Genomic DNA, 24,967 nt, shown 5'->3' with positions numbered 1-24,967 from the left:
AGTATGTATAGAACTGATATATCTATAGATTTTGACAAAATAAATAAGAAAATAGAAAATTTAGAGCTTACTATATCAGAAGGCAGAGTTAAGAAGATAATAGGGCTTACTGTAGAAGTTGAAGGGATAAAAGCTTTTGTTGGAGAGTTATGTGTTATATACAATCAAGTCAACAAACCAGTTAATTGTGAAGTAGTAGGCTTTAAAGACAAAGAAGTAATTTTAATGGCATTAGGAGAGCTAACATTAATATCACCTGGTTGTAAAGTTATTTCTAAGGGTATACCTCTAAGTGTTATGTGTAGTGATAATTTACTAGGTAAAGTACTTGATGGTCTTGGAAATCCTATAGATAATTCAGAAGTCGTTCTAGGAGATAGATATAACTTGAATAATGAACCTCCTGACCCAATGAAGAGAAAAAAGATACGAAATATAATGGAGACTGGCGTAAGAGCAATAGATGCATTTACTACTTGTGGTGAAGGGCAGAGAATAGGAATATTTGCAGGTAGTGGAGTAGGTAAGAGTACAACTCTAGGTATGATTGCTAGAAATGCAAAAGCAGATGTAAATGTAATTGCCCTTGTTGGAGAAAGAGGAAGAGAAGTCCTAGATTTTATTGATAAAGATTTAGGAGAGGATGGGATGAAAAAATCTGTTGTTGTATGTGCGACATCAGATAAAGCTCCTCTTGTCAGACTTAAAGGTGCTCTTACTGCTACTGCAATAGCTGAGTATTTTAGAGACCAGGGAAAAAAAGTAATACTTATGATGGACTCAGTAACTAGATTTGCTATGGCACAAAGGGAAGTAGGAATAGCAATAGGAGAGCCACCAGCTCAAAAAGGGTATACACCATCTGTATTTGCTATTTTACCAAAACTTATGGAGAGAACAGGTACATCAGATAAAGGTTCTATCACTGCATTTTATACAGTATTAGTTGATGGAGATGATTTTAATGAGCCAATAGCAGATACAACAAGGGGGATACTTGATGGTCATATAGTTTTATCTAGAGATTTGGCAAATAAGAATCACTATCCTTCTATAGATGTTTTGAACAGTTTAAGTAGACTTATGAATGAGATTGCTTCAAAAGAAGATATAAAAGTAGCATCATTTGCAAGAGATATGCTATCTGAATATAGAGAGGCAGAAGACTTGATAAATATAGGTGCATATGCTTCAGGTACCAATAAAAAAATAGATGAGGCAATTTATTATCATGAGCATATTATTAATTTTTTAAAACAAGGAATAAATGAAAAGAGTTCTTTTGATGAAACTGTGAGTAGCCTGAAAAGAATCTTTGAATAAACAATTTAAAAAAATATTTGAATAGGTTGTGATGAAATTGGATAAAAACTTTAAGTTTAGATTACAGAAAGTCTTAGACTTAAAAATGAAAGATGAAGAAAAGATAAAAATGGAATTTGCTAAAATTCAACAAAGAAAAATAGATATAGAGAATAACTTGGAAAACTTAGAAAGTAATTATAATAAGTATTCTATAAGTAAAGATAACGATAGTATTCAAAACCAAAAGATAACTATTAATTATTTGTTAGCTCTAAATAACTCTATAATGGATTTATCAGAAGAATTAGATAGGTCAACAAATGAACTTGAAAAAGCTAGAAAACAGCTTATAGACAAGCAAATAGAAAGAAAATCATTAGAAAAACTTAAAGAAAAAAAGTATGGTCAGTATTATAGAGAGGAAAACCTGAAGGAACAAAAAACTAATGATGAATTTGCAAGTATGAGTTACTTGAGAAATAGACAAGTTCTATAAGAATAGTAGGAAGTGAGGATATTATTGTATGAAGATACAAGCAGATTCTTATAATATTATTAAAGATATTGGGAATAAAAAAAGCTCATCTAAGGATAAAGATATAAAAAATAATAAGTTTGAAGATAATTTATATAAGGCGACAGACAATAAAACAATTAAAGATAGAAAAGAAACAAGTAATCAGAATGTTAGCTCAGATAAATCAGAGAAGAGTGATAATGAATGTCATTTTGAAAATAAAAGTAGTCATTTAGAAGAAGAAAATACATATGAAAAAGATTACAGTAAGATTAATGAGATTTTACAACAATTGATAAATCTATTAAAAAATAATGATAAGAAAGACAAAGATATAAACTCTATACTAAATGATATAGAAAAGTTAAATGTATCAGATGAATTTAAGCAAGAACTTAAACTTAATAAAAATATGTTGAATAAGATTGTAAATCAAAATGTAGAGTTAAATAAGGATAATACAAATAAATCTGATGATGTGCAAAATTTAGATATTATGAAGTTAAGAGAGCTTTTAGACAATAATACTAATGGAGACTTTGAAGTGATTAGTAAAACTACAGAGGAAGATACTAAAAGCGTAGATTTATACAATTTTAATAGTAATAGAATGGACAAGCTTAATTCAAATAAGCAAAGAGAAGAGAGTTCTGATATTTTAGAAAAACTAGCAGGGGCTAATGGAAATAAGAGCGGAAACTTTAGCCAAGTAATAAATAAAAGTATGGATGTAAACAAAACTAAAAATGACAATGTTAATTTAAAACATATAGAATCAAATGTCATGGATGATTCGATTAAGGCTATTAAACATATGAAAACAAATGATATACAAGAGCTAACAATTAAATTAAGACCAAAAGAGTTGGGAGACATGAATATACAATTACTAAAAGATAGTGAGAGTATGAAAGCTGTTGTGACTGTTTTTAATAAAGATGTGTTTGACTCTATAAATAAAAATATCACAGATTTAAAGCAACATCTTGAACTTACAAATGTAAACATAAAAGATGTATCTGTGCAAATGCATAGTGACAATAGAAATACATCAGATACTTTTGATAAGGCATTTGAACAACAGAATAGACAAAATAACCAAGAAAATATGAATAAACAAGGCACAAATAGTAAACATAACAATGTAATCATAGAAGATGAGATTAAAGAAAATATTATTGATGATGATAGAGTAGATTTATTAGCTTAATAAGGGGGAAGTATTGTATGTACGGAGTAGCAGCAGCTTTAGCAAGTGCTCAAGGAAACTATAGGTCAAATAACTTAAACCAGCTTGAAAAAAATATTAATGATATTGCAAATAAACAAGTTAGAAGTAAAGGAAATCAGACAGTAACAGATAATGGAACTCCAATTATAGGACAGGGAGACGATGCTGATAAAGATTTATTTATGAAAATACTTGTAGCACAAATGGGTAATCAAGACCCAATGAATCCACAAGACCCAACAGAGTATGTATCACAATTAGCTCAGTTTGCAACTTTAGAAAAGATGTCTGCTATGAATGATAAGTTAGATGTACTTTTAGCTTTAAGCAACTCTACTCTAATAAATTCTGCATTAAGCATGGCAACATCATTAATTGGTAAACAAGTAGAGGTATCTGGAGAAGAAAAAGAAGATGAAAATATTGTAGGTGTAGTAAAGTCCACATATATAAAAGATGGAGAGGTACACTTAGAGCTGAAAGTAGAAGGCAGTGATAAAACTGTAGATGTTAAATATGAAAAATTACTTAAAATAGGAGAAGTAGATACAAATTCAGATGAAGAAGAAAATTCTCCAGAATCAGGTGAAGAAGAAAGTTCTCCAGAAGAAATATAATATTAAATTAGAAAAGAGGTATATTCATGATAAAAGCAATGTATTCAGGTGTAAGTGGAATGAAAGCAAATCAAACAAAGCTAGATGTAATAGGTAACAATGTAGCAAATGCAGGGACTACTTCTTTTAAGAAAAGTTCTGCTAGAATAACAGATTCATTTTATCAAACTGTATTATATGCAAGTGCTCCAACAGCTGCATTAGGAGGAACAAACTTAGGTCAAGTAGGTGTAGGTAGTAAGATATCAAGTATAAATAAAGATATGACGCAAGGAAATGTACAGCCAACTAATAGACCATCGGATTTAATGATAGATGGAGATGGATATCTTCCAGTAGTAAGGCAAGGTACAGTTATGTATACAAGAGATGGCTCTTTTAACTTAGATACAGGATTTAAAGCAGCAGCTGGACCTTTAAAAGATGTCAAAGGTGGAAGACTTGTAAATGGTGATGGGTATATGTTACAAGGTATGATTTATGAGGGAGAATATAAAGCAGATACAGGAGAATTTGTTAAAAAAGGTGATGCCAAAGGAAAAGAACCTATTGTAATACCTCTTCAAAGTATAAGTCCTAAAGATGGAACAGTCCAAAATGTATTAGAGTATAACATATCAAAGGATGGGACAATAGAATTTTTATTGAGTGATGGTCAAAGAACTCAGTTTGTGTATAATAATATTCCTGATGATGCTAAGGTAGGAGATACACCTGCTGGAATCGATAAATTAAAGGGAACTATTCAAAAAGTACAAACATATGCATTCCAAAATCCAGCAGGACTAGATGCAGAGGGAGGAAACTTATTCAAACCATCAGCAAACTCAGGAGACCCACAAATAGCAGGAGCTACAGGAACAATAATACAAGGAGCAATAGAAGCTTCCAATGTAGACATAGCAGAAGAATTTACAGAAATGATAATAGCAAGTAGGTCTTTCCAAGCAAACAGCAAAATAATATCAACATCAGATGAAATCCTACAAGAGATAATAAGTCTTAAGAGATAGTAGGTACATATTATGATAAGAGTAACAGATTTAAATGGAAGAAGTTACATATTAAACTCAGACCTTATAGTAAGAATCGACTCTGTGCCAGAGAGCAGGATTTTACTTACAACAGGAGAAAAAAACCTTGTAAAAGAGTCAGTAGATGAGATAGTAGATAAAGTAATAAAATATAAAAGGAAAATAAATGTAGGTTATATTAGGAGCGAAAAATAATGAAAAAAACAGATTCACTGACATTTATTGGACTAATATTATCTACAGTATTAGTTTTATTTGGAGCTGTAAAAGGAAGTAGTTCAGGATTAAAAAGTTTCTTTGATTTTGCATCAATACTAATCACAGTATTTGGGTCGTTTGGAGCGTTAATGATTACATTTACTTTTGAGGATATGAAACTTATAAAGAATGCATTACAATACTCATTTAAGACAACGAGTGTATCAAAATTAGATTTATTAAATCAATTTAAAGCACTTTCTAAAAAGGCTAGAAAAGAAGGGCTTCTATCAATAGAAAGTGATGTAATGAAAATACAAGACCCATTCATGAGAAAAGGATTAGAGTTATGTATTGATGGTCTGGAAGTAAATGAGATAAGGTCTATATTAGAATTAGAGATAGATTCTATTGAAGATACAAATAATAGGTATTCTAAGATATTTAAAACTTGGGGTACTTTTGCACCCGCTTTTGGGATGTTGGGGACATTAATAGGTCTTATACAAATGCTATCTGACCTTACATCTCCAGACTTAATAGCATCTGGTATGGGAAAGGCATTAATCACAACATTCTATGGTTCTTTACTTGCTAATATCGCTTTAAATCCAATTGCATATAATATAGATGAAAAAACAGAAAAAGAAGTTTATATGAAAGAAATGATGCTAGAAGGAATAATAAGTATACAATCTGGTGAAAGCAGTATAGTGGTTGAAGAACGCTTAGCAACATACCTTTCAAGAAGTGAGAAATTACAGTTTACAAAAACCAATAAAAATACAGAAAGAGCAATGAGTAATGGGGCGTAAAAAAAATAAGAAGAAGGATGATATAAATCCAGATGCATGGCTAGCTACTTATGCTGATACAATAACACTGATTCTTACGTTTTTTGTATTATTGTATGCTACATCAGTTGTGGATATGGAAAAATTCAAAAATATATCAAATGCATTAAAAGGTCAGTTTTCTGGAATAAGTATGTTTAGTACAGGTTCAAGCACAAGTGATAAATCACCAATAGATAGTACTTTAGTGGATAAAAGTGATAAGTCAAATTTAGAGCAAGATTTAAAAGATAAGGTTAATAATTCTAACTTACAAAATAGCGTAACAGTTAAAGATGATAGTAGAGGAATTTTACTAGAGTTAGATGATTCAATACTATTTGACTCTGGGATTTCGGATTTAAAAGTTAATAGTAAAGCTACTCTCAATAAAGTATATGACATGATAAAAATGATGAAAAATAAGATAGTTATAGAAGGTCATACTGATAATGTACCTGTAAAATCAAGTACACATGAATCCAATTGGGATTTATCTTCTAGTAGAGCAGTAAGTGTTGTAAGATACTTTGTAGAAGAAAAGGGAATGGACCCTAAATTGTTTTCAGCAACAGGATGTGGAGAATATCAGCCTTTGGTTTCAAATGAAACAGCAAAAGGAAGAGCTGAGAATAGAAGAGTTAACATACTTATAACTATCGACTAGGAGGAAGAGATTTGTTCAAAAATAAAAAAATTTTTCTAATTATTTTGATACTAATTATTTTCTCAGCAGGAGCAGGATTTTTTATATTAGGTAAAGGCGGAAATAAACAAATTAATAAGATTATAGGTTCGTTTATTCCAACAGGAACAGATAAAGATGAAATAAAGACAGAAAATCTTGATTTAGAAGAAATGGTATTGAAACTAGCTGATGAAGGTGTAAGGTATCTAAAAGTATCAATAACTGTATCTTATGATTCTTCATATAAAGATATAGAAAAAAGTACACCTTTAATTAGAGATAATATCATAAATTGTCTTATGGCAAAAAGAGCAGATGATTTTGCCGCTGAGAATTTAAATAACATGAAAGAAGAAATAAAAAATACACTAAATACAAACCTAGGTGGGAATGTAATTCAAAATATATATTTTACAAATATAGTAGTGCAATAAAGGATGGTAAGACATGATACTTTATTTATTAAAGATATTAATATGTATTCCAATAATTTTAATATTGATAGTCTTATCTTTAAAAATTAGCCAAGGAAGTTTATTAAAAAAATACAATGATAAATATGTAAAAATATTAGACATTGTAAGTATAAGTAAAAACAATAGCATAATAATTTTGAAGATAGGTGAAGAAGGATGCATTGTTGCATCTTCTTCGTCTAGTATGAATAAGATAAAAGATTTGACCAAGGAAGAAATATCAAAAATAGAAGATGATATTAAAGAAAGAAATTTTAAAATCCAAGATTTTAAAATGGAAAGAATCAAAACAAAATATGATTTCAGTAAATATATTGGAAAATTTACAAAAAAGGAAGATAAGTAAATGGAACTATTATCAAAATTACCTTTGGCTGATGTACCATATACAAGTTCAATGCAATTGTTTTTATTTTTAACTGCATTAATGTTTTTACCATTTGTAATGTTTATGATGACAAGCTTTGTCAGAATAGTTATAAGTCTATCATTTCTAAAATCAGCATTAGGAGCACAACAGGCAATACCAAGTCAAATCTTGGTAGGGCTTGCAATAGTATTGACAATATTTATAATGAGACCAGTATTAAATGAAATAAACGAAAAGGCATTACAACCATATATTAAAGAAGAAATTACTATGGAAAAAGCTATGAAGGAAGCAGAAGGACCTATTAAAGAGTTTTTATTGAAGCAAACTAGACAAACAGATTTAGATTTATTTGTAGAACAAGCTGGTTTAAAAGAAAAAAAATTAACTCGTGAAAATATACCATTATCTGTTGTAGTTCCAGCATTTGCTATAAGTGAATTAAAAACTGCTTTTCAAATAGGTTTTTTAATATACATACCATTTTTGATAATAGACCTTGTTGTTGCAAGTGTTCTAATGTCTATGGGGATGTTCATGTTGCCTCCAGTTATGATATCATTACCATTTAAGTTACTATTATTTGTAATGGTGGACGGATGGAACTTGATAGTAAAAACATTGATATTGGGATTTGGATAGGAGAAAAATAGTATGAGTGAATTTATGATAATGAGTGTTCTTAAAAATGGAATGTTTACAGGAGCTATGATTGCAGCTCCAGTACTAATTGTTTCTCTTATAGTTGGACTTTTAATAAGTGTGTTTCAAGCTACAACTCAAATCCAGGAGCAAACATTGACTTTTGTACCAAAACTGATAGCAATTCTTTTAGTAGTAGCTATTGGTGGAAGCTGGATGTTACATACTGTTATTAGTTTTACTTCTGAGATATTTAATATGATATCTCTTATAACTAAGTAGGTAGGGTACATATGATTTTTGTATTTATTAGAATAGTAGCTTTTTTTGGGACGCTGAGGATACTATTTCCAGCTGGTACACCTGCTTTATTTAAGTCACTCTTTGCAATCATTATATCAATACTGATTTCAAGTACTATGCAGATTGAATATGCAGCTAATATAGATAATATTATAATGTTTACGTTATATGGAATAAATGAAACCATAACAGGCATTATACTTGGATATATAACGAATCTGTGTTTTTATAGTATCAGGATGGCTGGTTCTATGATGGACCAACAGATGGGATTGTCAATGATTAATATGTTTGACCCAAACTCAATGACTCAGACAACTTTAATTGATAATCTTATGAACTGGACAGCGATAATGATATTTTTTAGCATGGATGGACATCATATTTTAATTCGAGGTATAAGGTATAGTTTTGAGTTAATTCCAATAGGAAAATCATTTGTAGATAATAATATAGACTATATAATAAACATATTTGTACAGTGCTTTATAACTGGATTCAAAATAGCAATACCTATCGTGCTTTGTCTGCTTATGGCAGATTTTATCTTAGGACTTATATCAAGAAGTGTTCCCCAACTGAATGTAATGATAGTTGGTATGCCATTAAAAATATTGGTTGGTATAGCCTTATTTATCATATCAATACCTTTAATCGTTAGCCAGATAAGTCATCTACTGAGTCAAATACCAAAGATGTATGAGGGAACCTTTGCTCTGGCTCCTATGTTTTTTATGGGTTCAACGGATAAGACCGAAGAAGCTACTCCAAAGAAAAAGGGTGAACAAAGAAAAAAGGGTAATATAGCAAAAAGTAGAGAATTACCAGTTGCAATGACTCTACTTGCATTCACTTTATTAGTTCCTACATTATTTTCATATGTAGTGGATACACTTAAATCTTCACTTAATTATTTTTTAAACGTGAATTTTTATATGAATATAAATTATTCAAACCTAGAAAAATTAGTTATTGTAGGATTAATGGATTTTTTTAAGATATTTTTGCCAATAGCCATTCCTTTCTTAGTTTTAGGTATAGTAGCTAACCTATTTCAAGTAGGAATCCTGTTTACTGGGGAAACTTTGAAACCAAATTTATCAAAATTAAATCCTATTAGTGGATTTAAAAATATGTTTTCTATGAGGAGCTTATCAACTTTAATAAAAGATACAGCAATAATATCTGTATTAGCTTATATAGGGTATACATTTTTTCAAGATAATTACTTAGATATATTAAAGCTAGGTAACATATATCTACCTAGTTTAATGTATACAGTTAAAGATTTAGTATATTCCATATTGAGTAAAATTTGTATAGCTATGATAGCTATAGCAGTTGCAGACTACTTTTATCAAAGATACAGTCATAAAAAGCAACTGAGAATGACAAAACAAGAAGTTAAAGATGAATATAAAAATGCAGAGGGAGACCCAGAAATAAAAGCTAAGATAAAACAAAAGCAAAGGCAAATTTCATCCCAAAGGACTATGCAAGCAGTCCCAAATGCCACTGTGATAGTAACTAATCCGACCCACTTATCTATAGCAGTAAGGTATGAAAAAGGGAAGGACCAAGCTCCAGTAGTAGTGGCAAAAGGTGCAGACTATTTGGCCTTTAAAATAAGAGAAATAGCAAAGGGAAATGACATCCCTATAATAGAGAATAAACCTATAGCTAGGTTGTTATATAAGCAAGTAGAAATAGACCAAGAAATTCCAGAGGACATGTATCAAGCTTTTGCAGAAATATTAGTAGCAGTATATAAAATCAAAAACAGATACAAAATCCCAAAAAGGTAGGATAAGTAATGAATAAGTTTAATCTAAAGGAAAATATGGATGTAATAGTGGCTTTTGGTGTTGTAGGAATTGTTCTTATGATGATAGTGCCATTACCTACATTTATATTAGATATTTTACTGGCAATTAACATAAGTTTATCTGTGCTAATTTTATTAATGACATTATTTACAACAAATGTACTTGATTTATCTATATTTCCAACAGTGTTACTTGTGACAACACTATTTAGATTAGGATTAAATCTTTCATCAACTAGATTGATTCTAACTCAAGGATATGCAGGTGAAGTTATAGAGGCATTTGGAAGTTTTGTTGTAGGTGGAAATTACGTAGTAGGAATAATTATATTCCTAATCATATTAATTGTTCAATTTGTTGTTATAACTAATGGTTCTGGAAGAGTATCTGAAGTAACAGCTAGATTTACGTTAGATGCCATGCCAGGTAAGCAGATGAGTATAGATGCAGATTTAAATGCAGGTGTTATAGATGATAAAACTGCTAGAAAAAGAAGAAAAGAACTTCAACAAGAAGCTGACTTTTATGGTTCTATGGATGGTGCCAATAAGTTTGTAAAAGGAGATGCTATAGCAGGTCTTATAGTAACAGCAATAAATATTATAGGCGGAATTGTAATAGGAGCTGTAATGCTGAATATGACTCTTATGGGTGCAGCACAAACATATGTAAGGCTTACCATAGGGGATGGTCTTGTAAGTCAGATACCAGCTCTATTAATATCTACATCAGCAGGTATAATTGTAACAAGAGCTTCTACTGATGAAAATTTTGGTGGACTAGTAAGTAGACAATTAACAGCAATACCAAAGGCAATAATGATGACTGGGTGTGTTTTAATTGTACTTGGTATGATGCCTGGACTACCTAAGCCAGCATTCTTTTCACTGGGGATAGGTGCAATAGCAGCAGGTTATTTTTTAGGAAGAGAAAAGAAAGATACTTTAGAAGATTTAGAGCTTGAAAAACCTGATATGGTAAATCCAGACAAAAACGAAGTAGAAGATGTTACAAACTTAATAAATGTAGAAGCTATAGAAGTAGAAATTGGGTATGGTCTAATATCCTTGGCTGATGAATCAGCAGGAGGAGATTTACTTCAGAGAATAGCATCAATAAGAAGACAGTGTGCTATAGATATGGGTATAGTTGTACAACCCATAAGAATAAGAGATAATTTACAATTAAATCCAAACCAGTACAATATAAAGATAAAAGGCAATGTAGTTGGCGGATATGAGATAATGCCTAATATGGTTTTATGTATGGACCCTATGAATCAAGGCTTTAATATATTTGGAATAAAGACAATTGAGCCTACTTTTGGAATAGAAGCGCTTTGGATAGAAAGTGACAAAGTAGAAGATGCAGAATTAAAAGGTTATACAGTGGTAGATTCATCTACAATACTTATAACTCACTTACTAGATATAATAAAATCCAATGCGCATGAATTATTGGGAAGACAAGAAGTTAAGACTATTATAGATGCAGCAAGAGAAAATTATAGTGCTGTGGTTGACGAGTTAATACCAGATTTAATGACGCTTGGTGAAGTTCAAAAAGTACTTAAAAATCTGCTAAGAGAAAAAGTAAATATAAAGGACCGTGTTACAATACTTGAAACACTTGCAGACCAGTCTAGAAATACTAAAGATATAGAGCTTCTTACTGAATACGTGAGAATAGCTTTAGCTAGAAGTATTTGTACAAATTTGGTCGATGAAGAGAAGTCAATTGTAGTGTCTACATTGTCCCCAGAAACAGAGGAACTAGTATCTAATAATTTACAAAGGTCTGTAAATGGAACTTATCCAGCTGTTGACCCGGAAAACACAAATAAAATATTTGAAAGTATACAAGGTATAATGAGTAATGTATATTTCAATCATAATATACCAGTAATAGTAGTATCACCAAAGATAAGAGCACCATTTAGAAAGTTAGTTGAGCTTGTATATCCTAATTTGACTGTATTATCATTAAACGAAATACCTAACGATGTTAAAATCAAAGCAGAAGGTGTGGTGAGCATATATGATGACGAAAAAGTATACAGCTGATACAATTCAAGATGCTATGAATCTAGCCAAAATGGAATTAGGTGACAATATTACATTAATAGATAAAAGAGAAGTAAGAAAATCTGGCATACGAGGTATTTTTTCAAAGAAAGATATTGAATTAACTGTTGGATGGGAAAAGAGAGATAATATAGAACAAAAAGATTTAAAACGAGAGATAGAACAATTAAAGTCAATTATAAGCAACATGGGATTTGATAATAAAAATGATAATGATATAGATAAAATATGTAAGAACTTACTAAATTTAGAGTTAAACGAAGAAATCGTAGAATTTATAAGAGCTGATTTACAAGAAATGAAGTTTAATGGAGTTGATACAAGTAAAAATTTAGTAGAGAGTTTAAAGAAAAAGATTAAAATAGAAAATCAAACAATAAATGGAAAAATTGCTCTAGTTGGGCCTCCAGGAGTAGGTAAAACAACTACAATAGCAAAGTTAGCTGCTAAATTAGTCTTTGAAGAAAATAAAAAAGTAGGTGTAATAACTATAGATACCTATAGAATTGGTGCTGTAGAGCAGTTAAAAATATATACTGACATAATGAATATACCTTTTAAAGGGGTAATAAGCTCTGATGAGATGGAATTGGCACTTGATGAAATGAAAGATTGTGATGTTGTATTAATAGATACTACAGGTAGAGGATATAAAAATTCTATGCAAATACTAGAAATCAAGAATCTTATAGATAAAGCTGAAACCGATAATATACATTTAGTTTTGAATTGTACGACAAGAGAAACTGATACAAAAGCGATTATAGATTCGTATAGAAATGTGAACTTTAAAAGCTTAATAATTACAAAATTAGATGAAACAATTACATATGGCTCATTATTTAACATAATGAATTATGCACAAAAACCAATATCATATATTACAACAGGACAAAATGTTCCTGATGATATTATAAAACCTAATGAAGATAAGATTATAAGATTGTTATTAGGAGTTGAAAGTATATGATGGACCAAGCTCAAATTTTAAGAAAAATTGCAATAGAAAAAAAAGGAATGGATGAATTTATTACAGAGAATAGAAATACACCTAAGATAATTACAATAGCTTCTGGTAAAGGTGGAGTTGGAAAGAGTAATTTAGCTACAAATTTGTCTATATGCTTGACTAAACTTAATAAAAAAGTTCTTATATTAGATGCAGATATAGGAATGTCTAATATAGATATAATAATGGGTGTAAATGTAAAAGGAACCATAATTGATGTAATTAATGGTGAAAAAAATATAGAAGACATAATTTCACAAACTAAATATGGTGTAAACATAATCTCTGGAGGCTCTGCTCTTAATCATATAGAAGACTTCACAGAAGCTCAAAGAAATAAGTTTATACATAGTATAGAGCAGATTCATGATGTTGATTTTATAATAATTGACACAGGAGCTGGTATGAGTAAAAGTCTATTGTCATTCATATATTGTAGTACTGAATTTTTCTTAATAACAACACCAGAACCTACATCATTGACTGATGCATACAGTTTATTAAAAGCCATAAGCAACTTTGGTATAAAGAGAAGTGCAAACATAATAATCAATAGAGTGGTTAATTTAGAAGAGGCAAAATCTACATATAACAGAATAAATATGGTTGTAGATAAATTTTTAAATCTTAATTTAGAATTGTATGGATATATAATGGAGGATAAAAAAGTGAGTGTATGTGTAAAAAAACAGATACCATTTATTTTAGAATATCCTACAAGTATTGCATCAAAATGCATTATATCTATAGCCAAGAGAATGGTAAGTCAATCAAAATATGAGACAAAAGAAGAGATTATTGATAACAAAGGTTTACTAAGAAAAATGTTTAGTATATTTAAAAGCTAAGGAGGCGTAATTTAATGAATAGAGAAGAATTAATAAAAGAGAATATGCCTCTTGTAAAGAGTATAGCAAGAAAGTTTTTTATACCAGGGAAAGGCTTTGAATATCAAGATTTAGTAAATAGTGGAGTCATAGGATTGATTGATGCAATAAATAAATTTGATGTTGAAAAAGGAGCAAAGTTCTCTAGTTACTCCTATATAAAGATAAAATCTGCTATATTAGATGAAATCAGAAACCAAAGTCCAATTTCTAAACATAACTTAACAAAAGTAAATAAGTATAATAGAGTAATAGAAAAATTACAAGCAGAATTATTAAGAGAACCGACTTCACATGAAATTGCAAAAGAATTAAATATTTCAGAAAAGGAACTCAATGATATTGAGAGTAATATAGACATGTTAAATATTGTGTCATTAAACCATGTAATTTTTGAAGATACAAATGAAACTATACAAGATGTAATAAGTTATAGGGAGGAACATACTCCAGCAAATATAATAGAAGAAGAAGAAAAGTTAGATATTCTATCTAAAGCAATTAATAATTTAAGAGAAAAGGAAAAATTAATACTTTCACTGTACTATTATGAAGATTTAAATTTAAAGGAGATAGGAAAAGTGCTAGGTGTTTCAGAATCCAGAGTTTCACAACTCCATAGAAAGTCAATAAGAAACCTGAGAAATAAAATAAAAGAACTTAAATATTCTATATAGATGGTGATTGATGTGATGATACAAATTATATTAATAGTAGTGTCTATTTTGATAATAGTAACTATAATTGCAAATTTACATAAGGAATCAAAAAATAAAGATAACAGGTACTTTGATAAAATATTTGAGCAGGAATATGAGGCAAATGATAGATTGATAGTACCAGAAAAAAGAAGATTTTTTTTAGATAAAGTGATTGCTGAAATAAGAAGTAATAATCATATGAAAGTTTATGAAAATTATAATCTAATAAAGAATGAGGCAGGAAAAAAAGCAGATATTTTTATAGAATCAAAACAGGAAATAAAAAAAGAAAATGAGCTATCTCTTAAAGTGAAACATCTTATAAATTCGGGTTACGATGATGTGGAAATATGCAAAATGCTAGATATCGGAAAGGGTGAGCTATCATTAATAAGGAGTTGCTACAAGATATAAGAACATTGTTATTTGATAAAAAAGTACTTTTAGGAATAGGGATTGGTATATTAATATCAACTTTATGTATAATGCTTTTTAGCAATAATGATATGAGTAAAGCTGAGATAGAAAAAAAGGCAAGAGAGCTAGGTATGAAATATGCAAGTGAGATGAAGGTTTTAGAATAGATAATATTGTTGGATAATTTACAAAAAAGGAGGTCATAACGTGATAAGAGGATTATATACGGCAGTTTCTGCAATGATAACTAATCAACAAAAGCAAAATGTTGTTGTCAATAACTTAGCAAATATGGATACTAATGGATATAAGAATAAACTACTTCTAACTAAAAGTTTTGATGAATTACAGTTAGATAGTTACAATAATTATGTAAATGGAACTAAACAAAAGCAAGAAATAGGCAAGTTAAGCCCAGGTGTATCTATGGATGAAACTATCACAAATTTTAACCAAGGTCCTATAAAAACAACTGATAATAAAATGGATGTAGCCATCCAAGGTAAGGGATTTTTTCTAGTTAGTGATGCAGCTGGAAATCAATTTTATACCAGAAATGGTAACTTTAGAACAGATAATCAGGGTGACCTCATAACTAGTGAAGGATATTATGTACTTGGAACAAATACTGCAACTGGTGCTGTAGGACATATAAATGTTGGTAATAAAAAATTTGAAGTAGCAAAAGATAATACAATATCACTGGACGGAAATGCTATGTACAAATTTAATATGGTAGACTTTAATGACTACAATAAATTAAAAAAAGAAGGAGATAACTTGTATTCTGGAGGAGGAGCTATAAAGGCAAATAATGCACTTACAATACAGAGTGCAGTAGAGTCTTCTAATGTAGATATTGTGTCTGAAATTAATAACATGATGACAATATCAAGAGAATATGAGGCAAATCAAAAAATAATTCAAGCTATGGACTCTAAATTGGCAAAGATAGCAAGTGAGATTGGCTCAGTAAGATAGACAATAGGAGGTGAATTTTTATGTACACAATGTTTTATACTAGTAAAACTGCTTTATCAGCAAATCAAAGCAAATTAGATGTAATATCAAATAATATAGCAAATAATGATTCTAATGGATATAAAAAAATAAATATGGAATATTCTGACTTAGTAGATGAAGTACTAAACAGACCATCATATCCTACAAATGGTAAAGATATATCGACTGGAACTGGAGCTAAGGCATCAGCCCCTATGAGAAACTATGAACAAGGTGCATTGGCACCTACAGGTAGTAAGAGTGATTTAGCAATAGATGGAGAAGGATTTTTTAGAGTAATAAGAAAAGATGGAACATATGCATACACAAGAGATGGTGGATTTAATGTGGATGCTTTAGGTAAGATTGTAGATGCTAATGGAAATGTATTAGATGTTCAATTTGATGCAGGATATAACTATAATAATACGAATATAAATAACACAAACTTAACAGTTGCAAGAAATGGAGATTTAGCTGTAGATAATAAAAAAATAGGCAAAATCAATTTATATCAACCTATAGGAACTCAAAATTTTATCTCTGAAGGTGATAGTTTATTTGTTTCGACTGATGCAGCACAGATTAAACAAGTTGATAAAGTTGATATAGTTCAGGGCTATAGAGAAAGGTCAAATGTTTCTTTACAAGATGAATTTGTTGACTTAATAGCCACTCAAAGAGCATTTCAGATGAATTCAAAAGGAATAAAGATAGCAGATGAAATGTGGCAAATAGCTAATAATTTAAGAGCTAAATAATTATGTAAGGTGAGGAATATTCATGTATGATATGAAAGATTATGATTTCGGCAAACCTCAGAGTTATTCAAGAGAAAATTTAACTTGTTTAAATTTTTTATTAGCTGAATTCTGTAAAAAATATAAAAATTATATAATTTATGAACTTAAGTGTAATTCTAGTATGGTAGTTGAGAGTATAGACCAAGTAAATTATCAAACTTTTTTAGATAGAATAACATCTTCATGTATAATAGTACAAAATTCGATGGAACCTATTATGAAAAACTTTTCTTTTAGAATAGATAGAAGTGTAGCTGATATGTGGATTGACGTGACAGCTGGAGGTAATGGGATTGTAAAAGATAATGACAGAGAACTTACGGAACTTGATAAGAAAGTACTCTTACATCTTATGGAAGATTTAGTAAGAAACATGCATCTATTTGAAGGCTTTGAAAACATACGAGTATTAGATACACATACACATATTAATTTACCTCAATTATGTTCTCCAACTGCACCTGTATGTGTAGTAGATTTAAAGGTGATAAATGATAATAAGTATGTTGGTAGTGTTTCTTTTTGTTTCCCATATAATGCATTAGAGGCTATGCTGGAGAGTATTTCTGTTGTAGACTTTTTAGATATGGATGCAGGAGATAATTCAGAAGAATTCACTAATAAAATATACAATAGTGTATCTAATATAGAGTTAGCAGTTATTGCAGAGATAGGAAAAGTATCGATTAATATTGAAGATTTACTCAAACTAGAGGTCGGAGATGTAATAGTAACAAATAAAAAAATAAATGATTATATAGATGTATTTGTAGAAAATTCAAAATCATACACAGCAACACCAGGTTTTATATCAAGTAAAAAAGGTGTAAAAATAAATGATGCTGTCAGAAAAGAGGTGTAGTTATGGATAATAGTAATCTTATTTCAGATGAAGAAGCAAAGATGTTATTAAATGATAAAGTTGAAAGTGAAATTGATGGAGATAATGAATTAGCTCTAGATGTCTCTGAAGCTAACAAAAATAATATACAAAGAATACTTGACCTTAAGTTAGAGTTATCTGTAGTTATAGGAAGAACAAAGATGAGTCTAAGAGACATTTTGAATCTAAATAAAGGTTCTCTTATTGAACTGGATACTTTAGCAGACCAAGATGTAGAAATATTAATAGACAATAAAGTATTAGCTTATGGAAAAGTAGTAGTAGTGGATTTGAACTTTGGTGTAAAAGTAACGAGTATAGTAAGTGAAGAGGATATGGTAAAATCTCTTGTTTAAAAACAACATTAATTAATACTTAAGGCATGAGGTGGTATTTATTTTAAACTTAAATGATATAAAAAAAGATATATTAAAACTCAATAAAAAGGACTCATGTGCTCTCTATAATAAATCTATTGATAATATAAACAATAATTACATATCGAGTGGATTAAAATTTTTAAAAGAAGCAAGAGATTTAAGGCCAGATGATGTGGATGTATTAAACCTCATAGGTCTTGTAAATTTACTAAAATGTAATTTTGATGAGTCTGTAGAAAGTTTCTATAAGAGTTTAATTTGTGAAAAAACTGCTCTGTGTGAAAAGTATATAAATATGCTTACATCTGAGGAGTTTTTAATTTTCTTTGAAAGATATAATCAGTTTATAAGAATGATAAACAAAGGTATGTATAAAGAAGCCATACAAGGATTTAAACTTATAACTGAGCAATATAGTGACTTAATAGAACCGTATGAGTTGCTTGCTTTACTTTATGAAAAGGAAGAAGAATATATAAAATTTGATGAATGTCTAGAAGTATTGAAGACTATTGATAAAGAAAATTATTTATTAAATCAAGAAAATGATACATTAGATATATATAGTAATACTAACAGACAGGTTAAAATCAATGCGAATTTAGATGATTATAAGAATAAGCCTGTATATAAAAATATTAATAGTTCTAGGATTGATGGAACTAAAAATATGAATGAAGAAGGAAGCAAGGATAAAAAACAGAAAACTTCAGATTCTAATAAGAAAAAAAGTATTAGAAAAAACAAGTACATATACATAGCAATAATATTAGGGGTATTATTAATAGGACAAAATATATATAGTTCTTATAAGATGAATAATTTAACTAATAAAATATCTAAAAATAGTGGAACTAAAGATAGAGGGTCAATAGATTCTAGCTTGAATAAGAAAGAAAATAACAGAGAAGAAAATGAGGTTGCTGATAAGACTTCAGATACCAACAAGAGCGCTAAAAATATTAATAAAAATGATGTAAAATCCCAAGAAAATACTGTGGAAAATGAAAGTAATAGTGATTCTAATTTATTTACAGAGGATGAACTGATGTCAAAGGCAAATACATTAAAGTCAGAAAAGCAAACCAAATCTTCTATACAACTATATAAAAAGGTTGCAGATATAGGAGAGAATAAGGGAAATACATCAGAGGCAACTTATCAAGTTGCTATTCTTAGTGAAAAGTTAAAAGACTATGACACTGCTGAAGAATATTATAAAATGTATGTAGAAAATTATTCAGAAAAAGATTCATATTTTGATGAATCATATTATAACTTAGGTATGATGTATTATAATAAAGGAGATTTAAAAAATTCTAAATTAACATTAAAAAAATTAGTTAATAAGGTACCCAATAGCATGTATAATAATTCAAAAGTGAAAGAAATTTTGAAAGAAGAATAATTAAATTAGATAAGAAAAAGAAATTATTTTATTTTAAAATAATTTCCTTATAATATATTGACATACTATTTTAAAAAATTTAAAATATTAACTATAAAATGAGGAGGGATAAAAATGGAGTTTGAAAAAGGGAGTATTTCAATTCATACAGAAAATATTTTTCCTATAATTAAAAAATGGTTATATTCTGATAAAGACATATTTATAAGAGAACTTATAAGTAATGGATGTGATGCAGTAAGCAAACACAAAAGACTTGTATCATTAGGAGAAATATCAGAAGTTGAGCCATCAGATTATAAAATTACAGTATCTGTAAATAAGGAGGAAGGCACACTTAAATTTATTGACAATGGAATTGGTATGACTGAAGAAGAGATAAAAAAATACATAAATCAAGTTGCTTTTTCAGGTGCTGAGGATTTCTTTAACAAATATAAGGATAAGATGGAAGAATCAAATGACATAATAGGTCACTTTGGATTAGGATTTTATTCTGCATTCATGGTGTCTAAAAAAGTGCAAATAGACACACTTTCATATACAGAAGGAGCAACTCCAGTAAGATGGATATCTGAGGGTGGTACAGAATATGAGATATCTGAATCAGATGCTAGACATGAGAGAGGAACTACTATAACATTATTTATTGATGATGATAGTAAGGAATTCTTAGATGAATTTACTGTAAGGGGTATAATAGATAAGTATTGTTCTTTCTTACCAGTAGAAATATATTTAGAAGATGTTGAAAGATTAGAAAGAGAAGCTAAGGAAGCAGAAGAAAAAGTTAAAAAGCAAAAGGAAGAAGGAAAAGAAGAAGAAGTTATAGATGCAAAGGTAATTGAGCCTTTAAATGATACTAATCCTCTATGGCTAAAATCTCCAAAAGATTGTACTGATGATGAATACAAAGAGTTTTACAGAAAAGTATTCCATGTATTTGATGAGCCTTTATTCTGGATACATCTAAATGTAGATTATCCTTTTAACTTAAAGGGTATACTTTACTTCCCTAAACTAAAAAATGAGTTTGAATTGACAGAAGGAAAAGTGAAATTATACAACAATCAAGTATTTGTAGCTGATAATATAAAAGAAGTTATACCAGAATTTTTACTTCTATTAAAAGGTGTAATAGATTGCCCAGATTTACCATTAAATGTATCAAGAAGTTTCTTACAAAATGATAGAGATGTAAGTAAAATTTCTAAACATATAATTAAAAAAGTAGCTGACAAGTTAAAATCTCTTTGTAAAAATGAAAGAGAAGAATACAATAAGTTTTGGGATGATATACAAATATTTATTAAATATGGTTGCTTAAAAGATGAAAGTTTCTATGAAAAAGTAAAAGAATGTATATTATTTAAAACTATTAATGATGAATATATAACATTACAAGATTATCTAGAGAAATGTAAAGACAAGCACGAAAATAAAGTATTCTATGTAAGTGATAAGGAACAACAATCACAATACATTAAACTATTTAAAGAATATGATTTAAATGCTGTTGTATTAAACTCATCAATAGATACTCACTTTATTTCATTTATGGAATATAAAGAAAATGGTGTTAAGTTTAATAGAATAGATGCAGACCTTTCTGATGTATTAAAAGACAAAAATGAAAATAAAGATAGTGAAGAAAATAAAGAAGAAATAGCCAAGATAGAAGGTCTATTTAAAGAAGCTGTTGGAGAAAGAGTTAAAAATTATTCTGTAGAAGGCTTGAAAAACGAGGATACTCCAGCTATGGTATTAGTATCTGAACAATCTATCAGAATGGCAGAAATGCAGTCAAGATTTGCTGGAATGGATTTAGGAATGAACTTCGAGGAAGAGAAAACTCTTGTGATAAATGAAAATAGCCCAATTATTAAAAAATTAGTTTCTCTTAAAGATAATGAAGAAAAGAAAGATAAAGTTGCACTTATTTGTAATCAGATAGCAGATTTAGCTTTACTTTCTAATAAAGAATTAAAACCAGACGAATTAGACTCATTTGTTCAAAGAAGTAATAAACTTATGAATATGTTAATAGAATTGTAAGATTAAATATATTAAAGTAAATTTATAAAAAATATCTAATATTATGAGAAGAGTTATTTTAAGATAATTGAAATTATCTTTGTGTAACTCTTCTTTATTTTTTATCTTTGATTAAAGTTTCAAATATTTAAATAGATTACAATTAAAAATTGAATTTGGTTAAATAGAGATAACTTGATATAGTATAAAATAATACATATAATTAAGTAAAAGATTGTTTTGTAATTTATGTTTTAATACATAATTACGTTGTGTTGAAAAATAAAATTATTACTAAAGTAGAAATAGGAGGTTTTGGCATGAATTTTAATTATAATTTACCAGTAAACATATTATTTGGGAGAGGTAGAATCAATGATGTAGGAAAAGAAGTATCTAAATATGGTAAAAAGGTATTAATTGTAACTGGCAAAAATAGTACAAAGAAAACTGGATTACTTGATAAAACAATAGACTTACTAAAAGATTCTAAAATAGAATATGAAGTTTTTGATAAAGTAGAACAAAATCCTCTTATAACTACTATATATTCAGGTGTAGAAATTATAAAAGCAACTGGATGTGACTGTGTCTTAGGTCTTGGTGGAGGAAGTATAATGGATGCTGCTAAGAGTATAGCTTTCTCTTATAAAAATCCAGGAGATTTAAATGAATATATATTTGGAATCAGACAAGGAGAAGAAGCTTTACCTATAATTTTAGTTCCAACTACATCAGGTACAGGTAGTGAGGGGAATTGTTTTGCAGTGCTTACAAATTCAGAAACCAAAGATAAAAAATCCATAAAAAAGAATAGTATGTATGCAAAGGCATCAATAATTGACCCAGAACTTATGGTTACAATGCCAAAACATATAATTGCATCAGTTGGATTTGATGCACTTGCTCATAATATGGAAGCATATCTTTCTAACGGAAGAAATTCCCTTGCAGATGTACAAGCTATTTATGGAATTGAGCTTATATCAAAAAATTTAGTAAGAGTATATAATAATGTAGATGACCTAGAAGCATGGGAGAAAATAACACTTGCAAGCACTATTGGAGGAATGACAATTGGTACAGCAGGGACAGCCTTACCACATGATATGGACAATTTAGTACAACAAAAATTATAAAAATTTAATGACTAAATTACCATCTTTCTGTACTTCGATTCTATCAATTAAAGATGTCCACAACGTTCTTTTCTCTAAGCTACTCATATTTACATAATCATCTTCAAAATTAATTTTTAAAAAGTTTTTCATTTTCTGCAAATCATTAATAACAACTTTTTCTTCATTCTCTTTCTTTTCAAGTTCTAGCAAATCATCATTCAGTTTTTTATATTTAAATCTATAATTATCTTTACTAATTAAATCATCAAAGTATAAATCTTGTAATTTTTCTATTTGTTTTTTTAATTTATTTTTAAGCTTTTCAGTATCATTTTTATTAGAACTTTTTTTATTATTTGACTCATGTTTTAATATAGCGTTATATAACTCTGTTTTTACATTTTCTAAGAGAAAAGCTTCAACTTTTTTCTCTCCTAGACGGGATGTATTGCTACAAAGTTTTGCACCATAAGAAAGAGAACATCTATAATGTAAATAAAGTGTTCCATAAGGGTTTAAATGATATGAACCAGACATTTTTCTGCCACAACTACAAATTATCATTCCTGCAAAAATATAATTTATATCAAATTTATTTTTAGAAACTCGTTTATTCTTTTTTAAAAGAGATTGAACAAAATAAAACTGTTCCTCGCTTATAATTTGCTCACAATAATCTTCTATTAAAATATTTTCCCTTTCATATATGCCAATATAAATTTTATTTTTCAATAGTTTTTGCATCCATTTATACATGTGCCTCATATTAAATTTAGAATTTATATGTTGTATGGTTTTAGTAAGAGCAGAGAATTTTATATAAGTGTCAAAAGATTCTCTTACAATTTCAGCTTCATCTTCTTTAATTACTAGATGCTTGTTTTTAATTTCATATCCAAAAGGAACTTTACCGCTTATTACTTCTTTTTTTTGTATTTTATTATTAAATACAAATTTTATTCTTTCGGATGTCTGAGAAGCTTCATTTTCCGCAAAAGATAGCATAATATTTATATGTAATCTACCACTAGCAGTAGAAGAATCATAATCTTCTAAGATTGTTTTCCAATCACATTTATGTTTTTCTAAAGTATCCAATATTTTATAAAAATTCTTAACACCTCGGCTGAATCTATCTAACTTAGTTAATAGAATTAAATCAATTTTATTTTCTTTTATGTCTGCAAGTAGACGTTGTAAATTAGGTCTGTTTAAATTAGTAGCAGAATAACCTTCATCTATATATTTATCGACCACAATAAAAGCGTTATCTTTTGCATACTGTTCTAAAGCTTCTGTTTGAGTTCTAATACTATCTCCATGCAATACTTGTTCTTCTGTTGACACTCTTATATAAAGAGCTACACGTTTTATATTGTCCATTATAAAATCACTCCTGTTATTCATGTGTTTAGTGCCTAGTTTAAACTAGGCACTATTGATTAATATTAATTAATATCAAGTTTATTTTTTAATGCTTCTTGTAAAGTTTGAGAAAAATTAATTTTATTCTTCTCAGCTTCTTTGTTTAGCCAACTAGGTAAAGTGACAGTTTTATTAACTGATTTACTGTCAAAGTTTTTAATTGTTTCTCTAAGATTTACTTTTACAAGTATGGCAGTTTGATTATCTCCAACACTAGCATTGTTTATTTGTGTTGCTACTGGTATTTCTAAATCATCAGAGTATAAGTCAAATAGTTCTAATTTTAAAGCGTCCTCTGCCATCTCAAAAGCTTCCTCTAATGTTTCTCCAAAAGTTGTTATATTTTCAAAATCAAGAAAACTTACTTCATAATCATTGTCACTATGTTTAGTTATTAAAGCAGGAAAAATATATTCTTTTTTATACATATTATTAGCTCCTTTCAAAATTGTTCTTCTAATAAGTTAGAGAGAATTTTTTAAAATGTTAGGACTATTTAAGTCCCAACATTTTAAAAATCGAATTAAGAGTACCTACAGGAATATCTTTGTTGTGGTTTGGAATAATAGCGGTTTTGTTTGTGTCTTTATGTATTAATTTTATGTGAGAACCTCGCTGGCTTTTTACTTCCCAACCATTTTTATAAGCTATTTTCAAAACTTCTCTAACTCTCAATTTGTTTACCTCCTCCCTAACTTTCTTTCTATATATATTATAACAAAAATAATTACACGTGTCAACATGTGTGATAATATTTTTAGAAAAATATATTC

General features: G+C 28.8%; 29 protein-coding genes. 26 read left to right on the top strand and 3 right to left on the bottom strand.

All coding sequences use genetic code 11. The features are described from left to right. Positions 1–3 precede the first annotated feature (3 nt). From fliI to KGF38_RS10900, 26 genes are all read left to right on the top strand, one after another. The gene (fliI, locus tag KGF38_RS11025; RefSeq protein WP_074178073.1) at positions 4–1,323 is read left to right on the top strand and encodes a flagellar protein export ATPase FliI; all 1,320 of its coding nucleotides are present in this window, start codon (positions 4–6) and stop codon (positions 1,321–1,323) included. Positions 1,324–1,354: 31 nt separating this feature from the next. Next, entirely contained in the window at positions 1,355–1,801 is a 447-nt protein-coding gene (fliJ, locus tag KGF38_RS11020) for a flagellar export protein FliJ (protein WP_176702436.1), read from the top strand. Between the two features lie 28 nt (positions 1,802–1,829). Beyond that, a complete protein-coding gene (locus KGF38_RS11015) occupies positions 1,830–3,032 on the top strand; it encodes a flagellar hook-length control protein FliK (RefSeq protein WP_074178071.1) in 1,203 nt (400 codons plus the stop codon). 17 nt (positions 3,033–3,049) lie between these two features. After that, entirely contained in the window at positions 3,050–3,670 is a 621-nt protein-coding gene (locus KGF38_RS11010; protein WP_054268813.1) for a flagellar hook assembly protein FlgD, read from the top strand. Positions 3,671–3,696: 26 nt separating this feature from the next. Continuing rightward, positions 3,697–4,683: a flagellar hook-basal body complex protein gene (locus KGF38_RS11005; RefSeq protein ID WP_054268814.1), complete on the top strand. Its 987-nt coding sequence runs from the start codon at positions 3,697–3,699 to the stop codon at positions 4,681–4,683. 12 nt (positions 4,684–4,695) lie between these two features. Continuing rightward, positions 4,696–4,899 (top strand): flagellar FlbD family protein, encoded by a 204-nt coding sequence (locus KGF38_RS11000; protein ID WP_054268815.1) that lies wholly within the window; start codon positions 4,696–4,698, stop codon positions 4,897–4,899. Then, positions 4,899–5,717: a motility protein A gene (locus KGF38_RS10995; RefSeq protein ID WP_054268816.1), complete on the top strand. Its 819-nt coding sequence runs from the start codon at positions 4,899–4,901 to the stop codon at positions 5,715–5,717. The genes KGF38_RS11000 and KGF38_RS10995 overlap by 1 nt, the downstream gene beginning before the upstream one ends. Then, positions 5,707–6,402, top strand: coding sequence for an OmpA family protein (locus KGF38_RS10990; protein WP_054268817.1), 696 nt, complete (start codon positions 5,707–5,709; stop codon positions 6,400–6,402). The genes KGF38_RS10995 and KGF38_RS10990 overlap by 11 nt, the downstream gene beginning before the upstream one ends. A gap of 11 nt (positions 6,403–6,413) precedes the next feature. Next, on the top strand, positions 6,414–6,857 hold the full coding sequence (fliL, locus tag KGF38_RS10985; RefSeq protein ID WP_054268818.1) for a flagellar basal body-associated protein FliL: 444 nt from the start codon (positions 6,414–6,416) through the stop codon (positions 6,855–6,857). Between the two features lie 13 nt (positions 6,858–6,870). Continuing rightward, entirely contained in the window at positions 6,871–7,245 is a 375-nt protein-coding gene (locus KGF38_RS10980; RefSeq protein WP_054268819.1) for a flagellar biosynthetic protein FliO, read from the top strand. Next, positions 7,246–7,911, top strand: a complete 666-nt coding sequence (fliP, locus tag KGF38_RS10975) for a flagellar type III secretion system pore protein FliP (RefSeq protein ID WP_054268820.1) — start codon at positions 7,246–7,248, stop codon at positions 7,909–7,911. A gap of 12 nt (positions 7,912–7,923) precedes the next feature. Beyond that, positions 7,924–8,193: a flagellar biosynthesis protein FliQ gene (gene fliQ / locus KGF38_RS10970; protein ID WP_054268821.1), complete on the top strand. Its 270-nt coding sequence runs from the start codon at positions 7,924–7,926 to the stop codon at positions 8,191–8,193. An 11-nt stretch (positions 8,194–8,204) separates the two neighbouring features. Further along, complete coding sequence (locus KGF38_RS10965; protein WP_054268822.1) at positions 8,205–10,019, top strand: fused FliR family export protein/FlhB family type III secretion system protein; 1,815 nt, start codon at positions 8,205–8,207, stop codon at positions 10,017–10,019. Between the two features lie 8 nt (positions 10,020–10,027). Next, complete coding sequence (flhA, locus tag KGF38_RS10960) at positions 10,028–12,103, top strand: flagellar biosynthesis protein FlhA (RefSeq protein ID WP_054268823.1); 2,076 nt, start codon at positions 10,028–10,030, stop codon at positions 12,101–12,103. Next, complete coding sequence (gene flhF, locus KGF38_RS10955) at positions 12,078–13,094, top strand: flagellar biosynthesis protein FlhF (protein WP_054268824.1); 1,017 nt, start codon at positions 12,078–12,080, stop codon at positions 13,092–13,094. The genes flhA and flhF overlap by 26 nt, the downstream gene beginning before the upstream one ends. After that, a complete protein-coding gene (locus tag KGF38_RS10950) occupies positions 13,091–13,981 on the top strand; it encodes a MinD/ParA family protein (protein WP_054268825.1) in 891 nt (296 codons plus the stop codon). The genes flhF and KGF38_RS10950 overlap by 4 nt, the downstream gene beginning before the upstream one ends. A 14-nt stretch (positions 13,982–13,995) precedes the next feature. Next, on the top strand, positions 13,996–14,697 hold the full coding sequence (locus KGF38_RS10945; RefSeq protein WP_054268826.1) for a sigma-70 family RNA polymerase sigma factor: 702 nt from the start codon (positions 13,996–13,998) through the stop codon (positions 14,695–14,697). A gap of 15 nt (positions 14,698–14,712) precedes the next feature. After that, on the top strand, positions 14,713–15,135 hold the full coding sequence (locus KGF38_RS10940; protein WP_054268827.1) for a hypothetical protein: 423 nt from the start codon (positions 14,713–14,715) through the stop codon (positions 15,133–15,135). Continuing rightward, entirely contained in the window at positions 15,120–15,305 is a 186-nt protein-coding gene (locus tag KGF38_RS10935) for a hypothetical protein (protein WP_021382735.1), read from the top strand. The genes KGF38_RS10940 and KGF38_RS10935 overlap by 16 nt, the downstream gene beginning before the upstream one ends. 40 nt (positions 15,306–15,345) lie before the next feature. Next, positions 15,346–16,119: a flagellar hook-basal body complex protein gene (locus KGF38_RS20600; protein WP_054275671.1), complete on the top strand. Its 774-nt coding sequence runs from the start codon at positions 15,346–15,348 to the stop codon at positions 16,117–16,119. Between the two features lie 20 nt (positions 16,120–16,139). Beyond that, positions 16,140–16,901: a flagellar hook-basal body complex protein gene (locus tag KGF38_RS10925; RefSeq protein ID WP_074178070.1), complete on the top strand. Its 762-nt coding sequence runs from the start codon at positions 16,140–16,142 to the stop codon at positions 16,899–16,901. A 22-nt stretch (positions 16,902–16,923) separates the two neighbouring features. Then, positions 16,924–17,805 (top strand): FliM/FliN family flagellar motor switch protein, encoded by an 882-nt coding sequence (locus KGF38_RS10920; protein ID WP_074178069.1) that lies wholly within the window; start codon positions 16,924–16,926, stop codon positions 17,803–17,805. 2 nt (positions 17,806–17,807) lie between these two features. Continuing rightward, on the top strand, positions 17,808–18,182 hold the full coding sequence (locus tag KGF38_RS10915; RefSeq protein WP_054275673.1) for a FliM/FliN family flagellar motor switch protein: 375 nt from the start codon (positions 17,808–17,810) through the stop codon (positions 18,180–18,182). A 31-nt stretch (positions 18,183–18,213) separates the two neighbouring features. Next, the gene (locus tag KGF38_RS20595; RefSeq protein ID WP_074178068.1) at positions 18,214–19,614 is read left to right on the top strand and encodes a tetratricopeptide repeat protein; all 1,401 of its coding nucleotides are present in this window, start codon (positions 18,214–18,216) and stop codon (positions 19,612–19,614) included. A 114-nt stretch (positions 19,615–19,728) separates the two neighbouring features. Beyond that, complete coding sequence (htpG, locus tag KGF38_RS10905; protein WP_074178067.1) at positions 19,729–21,669, top strand: molecular chaperone HtpG; 1,941 nt, start codon at positions 19,729–19,731, stop codon at positions 21,667–21,669. A gap of 299 nt (positions 21,670–21,968) precedes the next feature. Further along, positions 21,969–22,787, top strand: a complete 819-nt coding sequence (locus KGF38_RS10900) for an iron-containing alcohol dehydrogenase (RefSeq protein ID WP_413926754.1) — start codon at positions 21,969–21,971, stop codon at positions 22,785–22,787. On the opposite strand, the gene KGF38_RS10895 is transcribed toward KGF38_RS10900, so the two are convergent. The 3 genes from KGF38_RS10895 to KGF38_RS10885 all read right to left on the bottom strand — a co-directional run bounded on the left by KGF38_RS10895 (position 22,782) and on the right by KGF38_RS10885 (position 24,869). Beyond that, positions 22,782–24,152 (bottom strand): recombinase family protein, encoded by a 1,371-nt coding sequence (locus tag KGF38_RS10895; RefSeq protein WP_227832363.1) that lies wholly within the window; start codon positions 24,150–24,152, stop codon positions 22,782–22,784. The two genes, KGF38_RS10900 and KGF38_RS10895, sit on opposite strands and share 6 nt — an antisense overlap. A 65-nt stretch (positions 24,153–24,217) precedes the next feature. Further along, positions 24,218–24,622, bottom strand: a complete 405-nt coding sequence (locus tag KGF38_RS10890; RefSeq protein WP_074178066.1) for a type II toxin-antitoxin system HicB family antitoxin — start codon at positions 24,620–24,622, stop codon at positions 24,218–24,220. 64 nt (positions 24,623–24,686) lie between these two features. Next, positions 24,687–24,869: a type II toxin-antitoxin system HicA family toxin gene (locus KGF38_RS10885; protein WP_074178065.1), complete on the bottom strand. Its 183-nt coding sequence runs from the start codon at positions 24,867–24,869 to the stop codon at positions 24,687–24,689. Between the last annotated feature and the right edge of the window lie 98 nt (positions 24,870–24,967).

Origin of the sequence: Clostridioides sp. ZZV14-6387, assembly GCF_020657835.1 — a bacterium.
Classification (GTDB): domain Bacteria; phylum Bacillota; class Clostridia; order Peptostreptococcales; family Peptostreptococcaceae; genus Clostridioides; species Clostridioides difficile_A.
This window is presented reverse-complemented; position numbering and strand designations above follow the sequence as displayed.

Excerpts from the sequence above, each read along its gene's own strand:
- fliI (WP_074178073.1), top strand. The coding sequence starts at position 4 with ATGTATAGAACTGATATATCTATAGATTTTGACAAAATAAATAAGAAA.
- fliJ (WP_176702436.1), top strand. The coding sequence starts at position 1,355 with ATGAAATTGGATAAAAACTTTAAGTTTAGATTACAGAAAGTCTTAGAC.
- KGF38_RS11015 (WP_074178071.1), top strand. The coding sequence starts at position 1,830 with ATGAAGATACAAGCAGATTCTTATAATATTATTAAAGATATTGGGAAT.
- KGF38_RS11010 (WP_054268813.1), top strand. The coding sequence starts at position 3,050 with ATGTACGGAGTAGCAGCAGCTTTAGCAAGTGCTCAAGGAAACTATAGG.
- KGF38_RS11005 (WP_054268814.1), top strand. The coding sequence starts at position 3,697 with ATGATAAAAGCAATGTATTCAGGTGTAAGTGGAATGAAAGCAAATCAA.
- KGF38_RS11000 (WP_054268815.1), top strand. The coding sequence starts at position 4,696 with ATGATAAGAGTAACAGATTTAAATGGAAGAAGTTACATATTAAACTCA.
- KGF38_RS10995 (WP_054268816.1), top strand. The coding sequence starts at position 4,899 with ATGAAAAAAACAGATTCACTGACATTTATTGGACTAATATTATCTACA.
- KGF38_RS10990 (WP_054268817.1), top strand. The coding sequence starts at position 5,707 with ATGGGGCGTAAAAAAAATAAGAAGAAGGATGATATAAATCCAGATGCA.
- KGF38_RS10980 (WP_054268819.1), top strand. The coding sequence starts at position 6,871 with ATGATACTTTATTTATTAAAGATATTAATATGTATTCCAATAATTTTA.
- fliP (WP_054268820.1), top strand. The coding sequence starts at position 7,246 with ATGGAACTATTATCAAAATTACCTTTGGCTGATGTACCATATACAAGT.
- fliQ (WP_054268821.1), top strand. The coding sequence starts at position 7,924 with ATGAGTGAATTTATGATAATGAGTGTTCTTAAAAATGGAATGTTTACA.
- KGF38_RS10965 (WP_054268822.1), top strand. The coding sequence starts at position 8,205 with ATGATTTTTGTATTTATTAGAATAGTAGCTTTTTTTGGGACGCTGAGG.
- flhA (WP_054268823.1), top strand. The coding sequence starts at position 10,028 with ATGAATAAGTTTAATCTAAAGGAAAATATGGATGTAATAGTGGCTTTT.
- flhF (WP_054268824.1), top strand. The coding sequence starts at position 12,078 with ATGATGACGAAAAAGTATACAGCTGATACAATTCAAGATGCTATGAAT.
- KGF38_RS10950 (WP_054268825.1), top strand. The coding sequence starts at position 13,091 with ATGATGGACCAAGCTCAAATTTTAAGAAAAATTGCAATAGAAAAAAAA.
- KGF38_RS10945 (WP_054268826.1), top strand. The coding sequence starts at position 13,996 with ATGAATAGAGAAGAATTAATAAAAGAGAATATGCCTCTTGTAAAGAGT.
- KGF38_RS10940 (WP_054268827.1), top strand. The coding sequence starts at position 14,713 with ATGATACAAATTATATTAATAGTAGTGTCTATTTTGATAATAGTAACT.
- KGF38_RS10925 (WP_074178070.1), top strand. The coding sequence starts at position 16,140 with ATGTACACAATGTTTTATACTAGTAAAACTGCTTTATCAGCAAATCAA.
- KGF38_RS10920 (WP_074178069.1), top strand. The coding sequence starts at position 16,924 with ATGTATGATATGAAAGATTATGATTTCGGCAAACCTCAGAGTTATTCA.
- KGF38_RS10915 (WP_054275673.1), top strand. The coding sequence starts at position 17,808 with ATGGATAATAGTAATCTTATTTCAGATGAAGAAGCAAAGATGTTATTA.
- htpG (WP_074178067.1), top strand. The coding sequence starts at position 19,729 with ATGGAGTTTGAAAAAGGGAGTATTTCAATTCATACAGAAAATATTTTT.
- KGF38_RS10900 (WP_413926754.1), top strand. The coding sequence starts at position 21,969 with ATGAATTTTAATTATAATTTACCAGTAAACATATTATTTGGGAGAGGT.
- KGF38_RS10895 (WP_227832363.1), bottom strand. The coding sequence starts at position 24,152 with ATGGACAATATAAAACGTGTAGCTCTTTATATAAGAGTGTCAACAGAA.
- KGF38_RS10890 (WP_074178066.1), bottom strand. The coding sequence starts at position 24,622 with ATGTATAAAAAAGAATATATTTTTCCTGCTTTAATAACTAAACATAGT.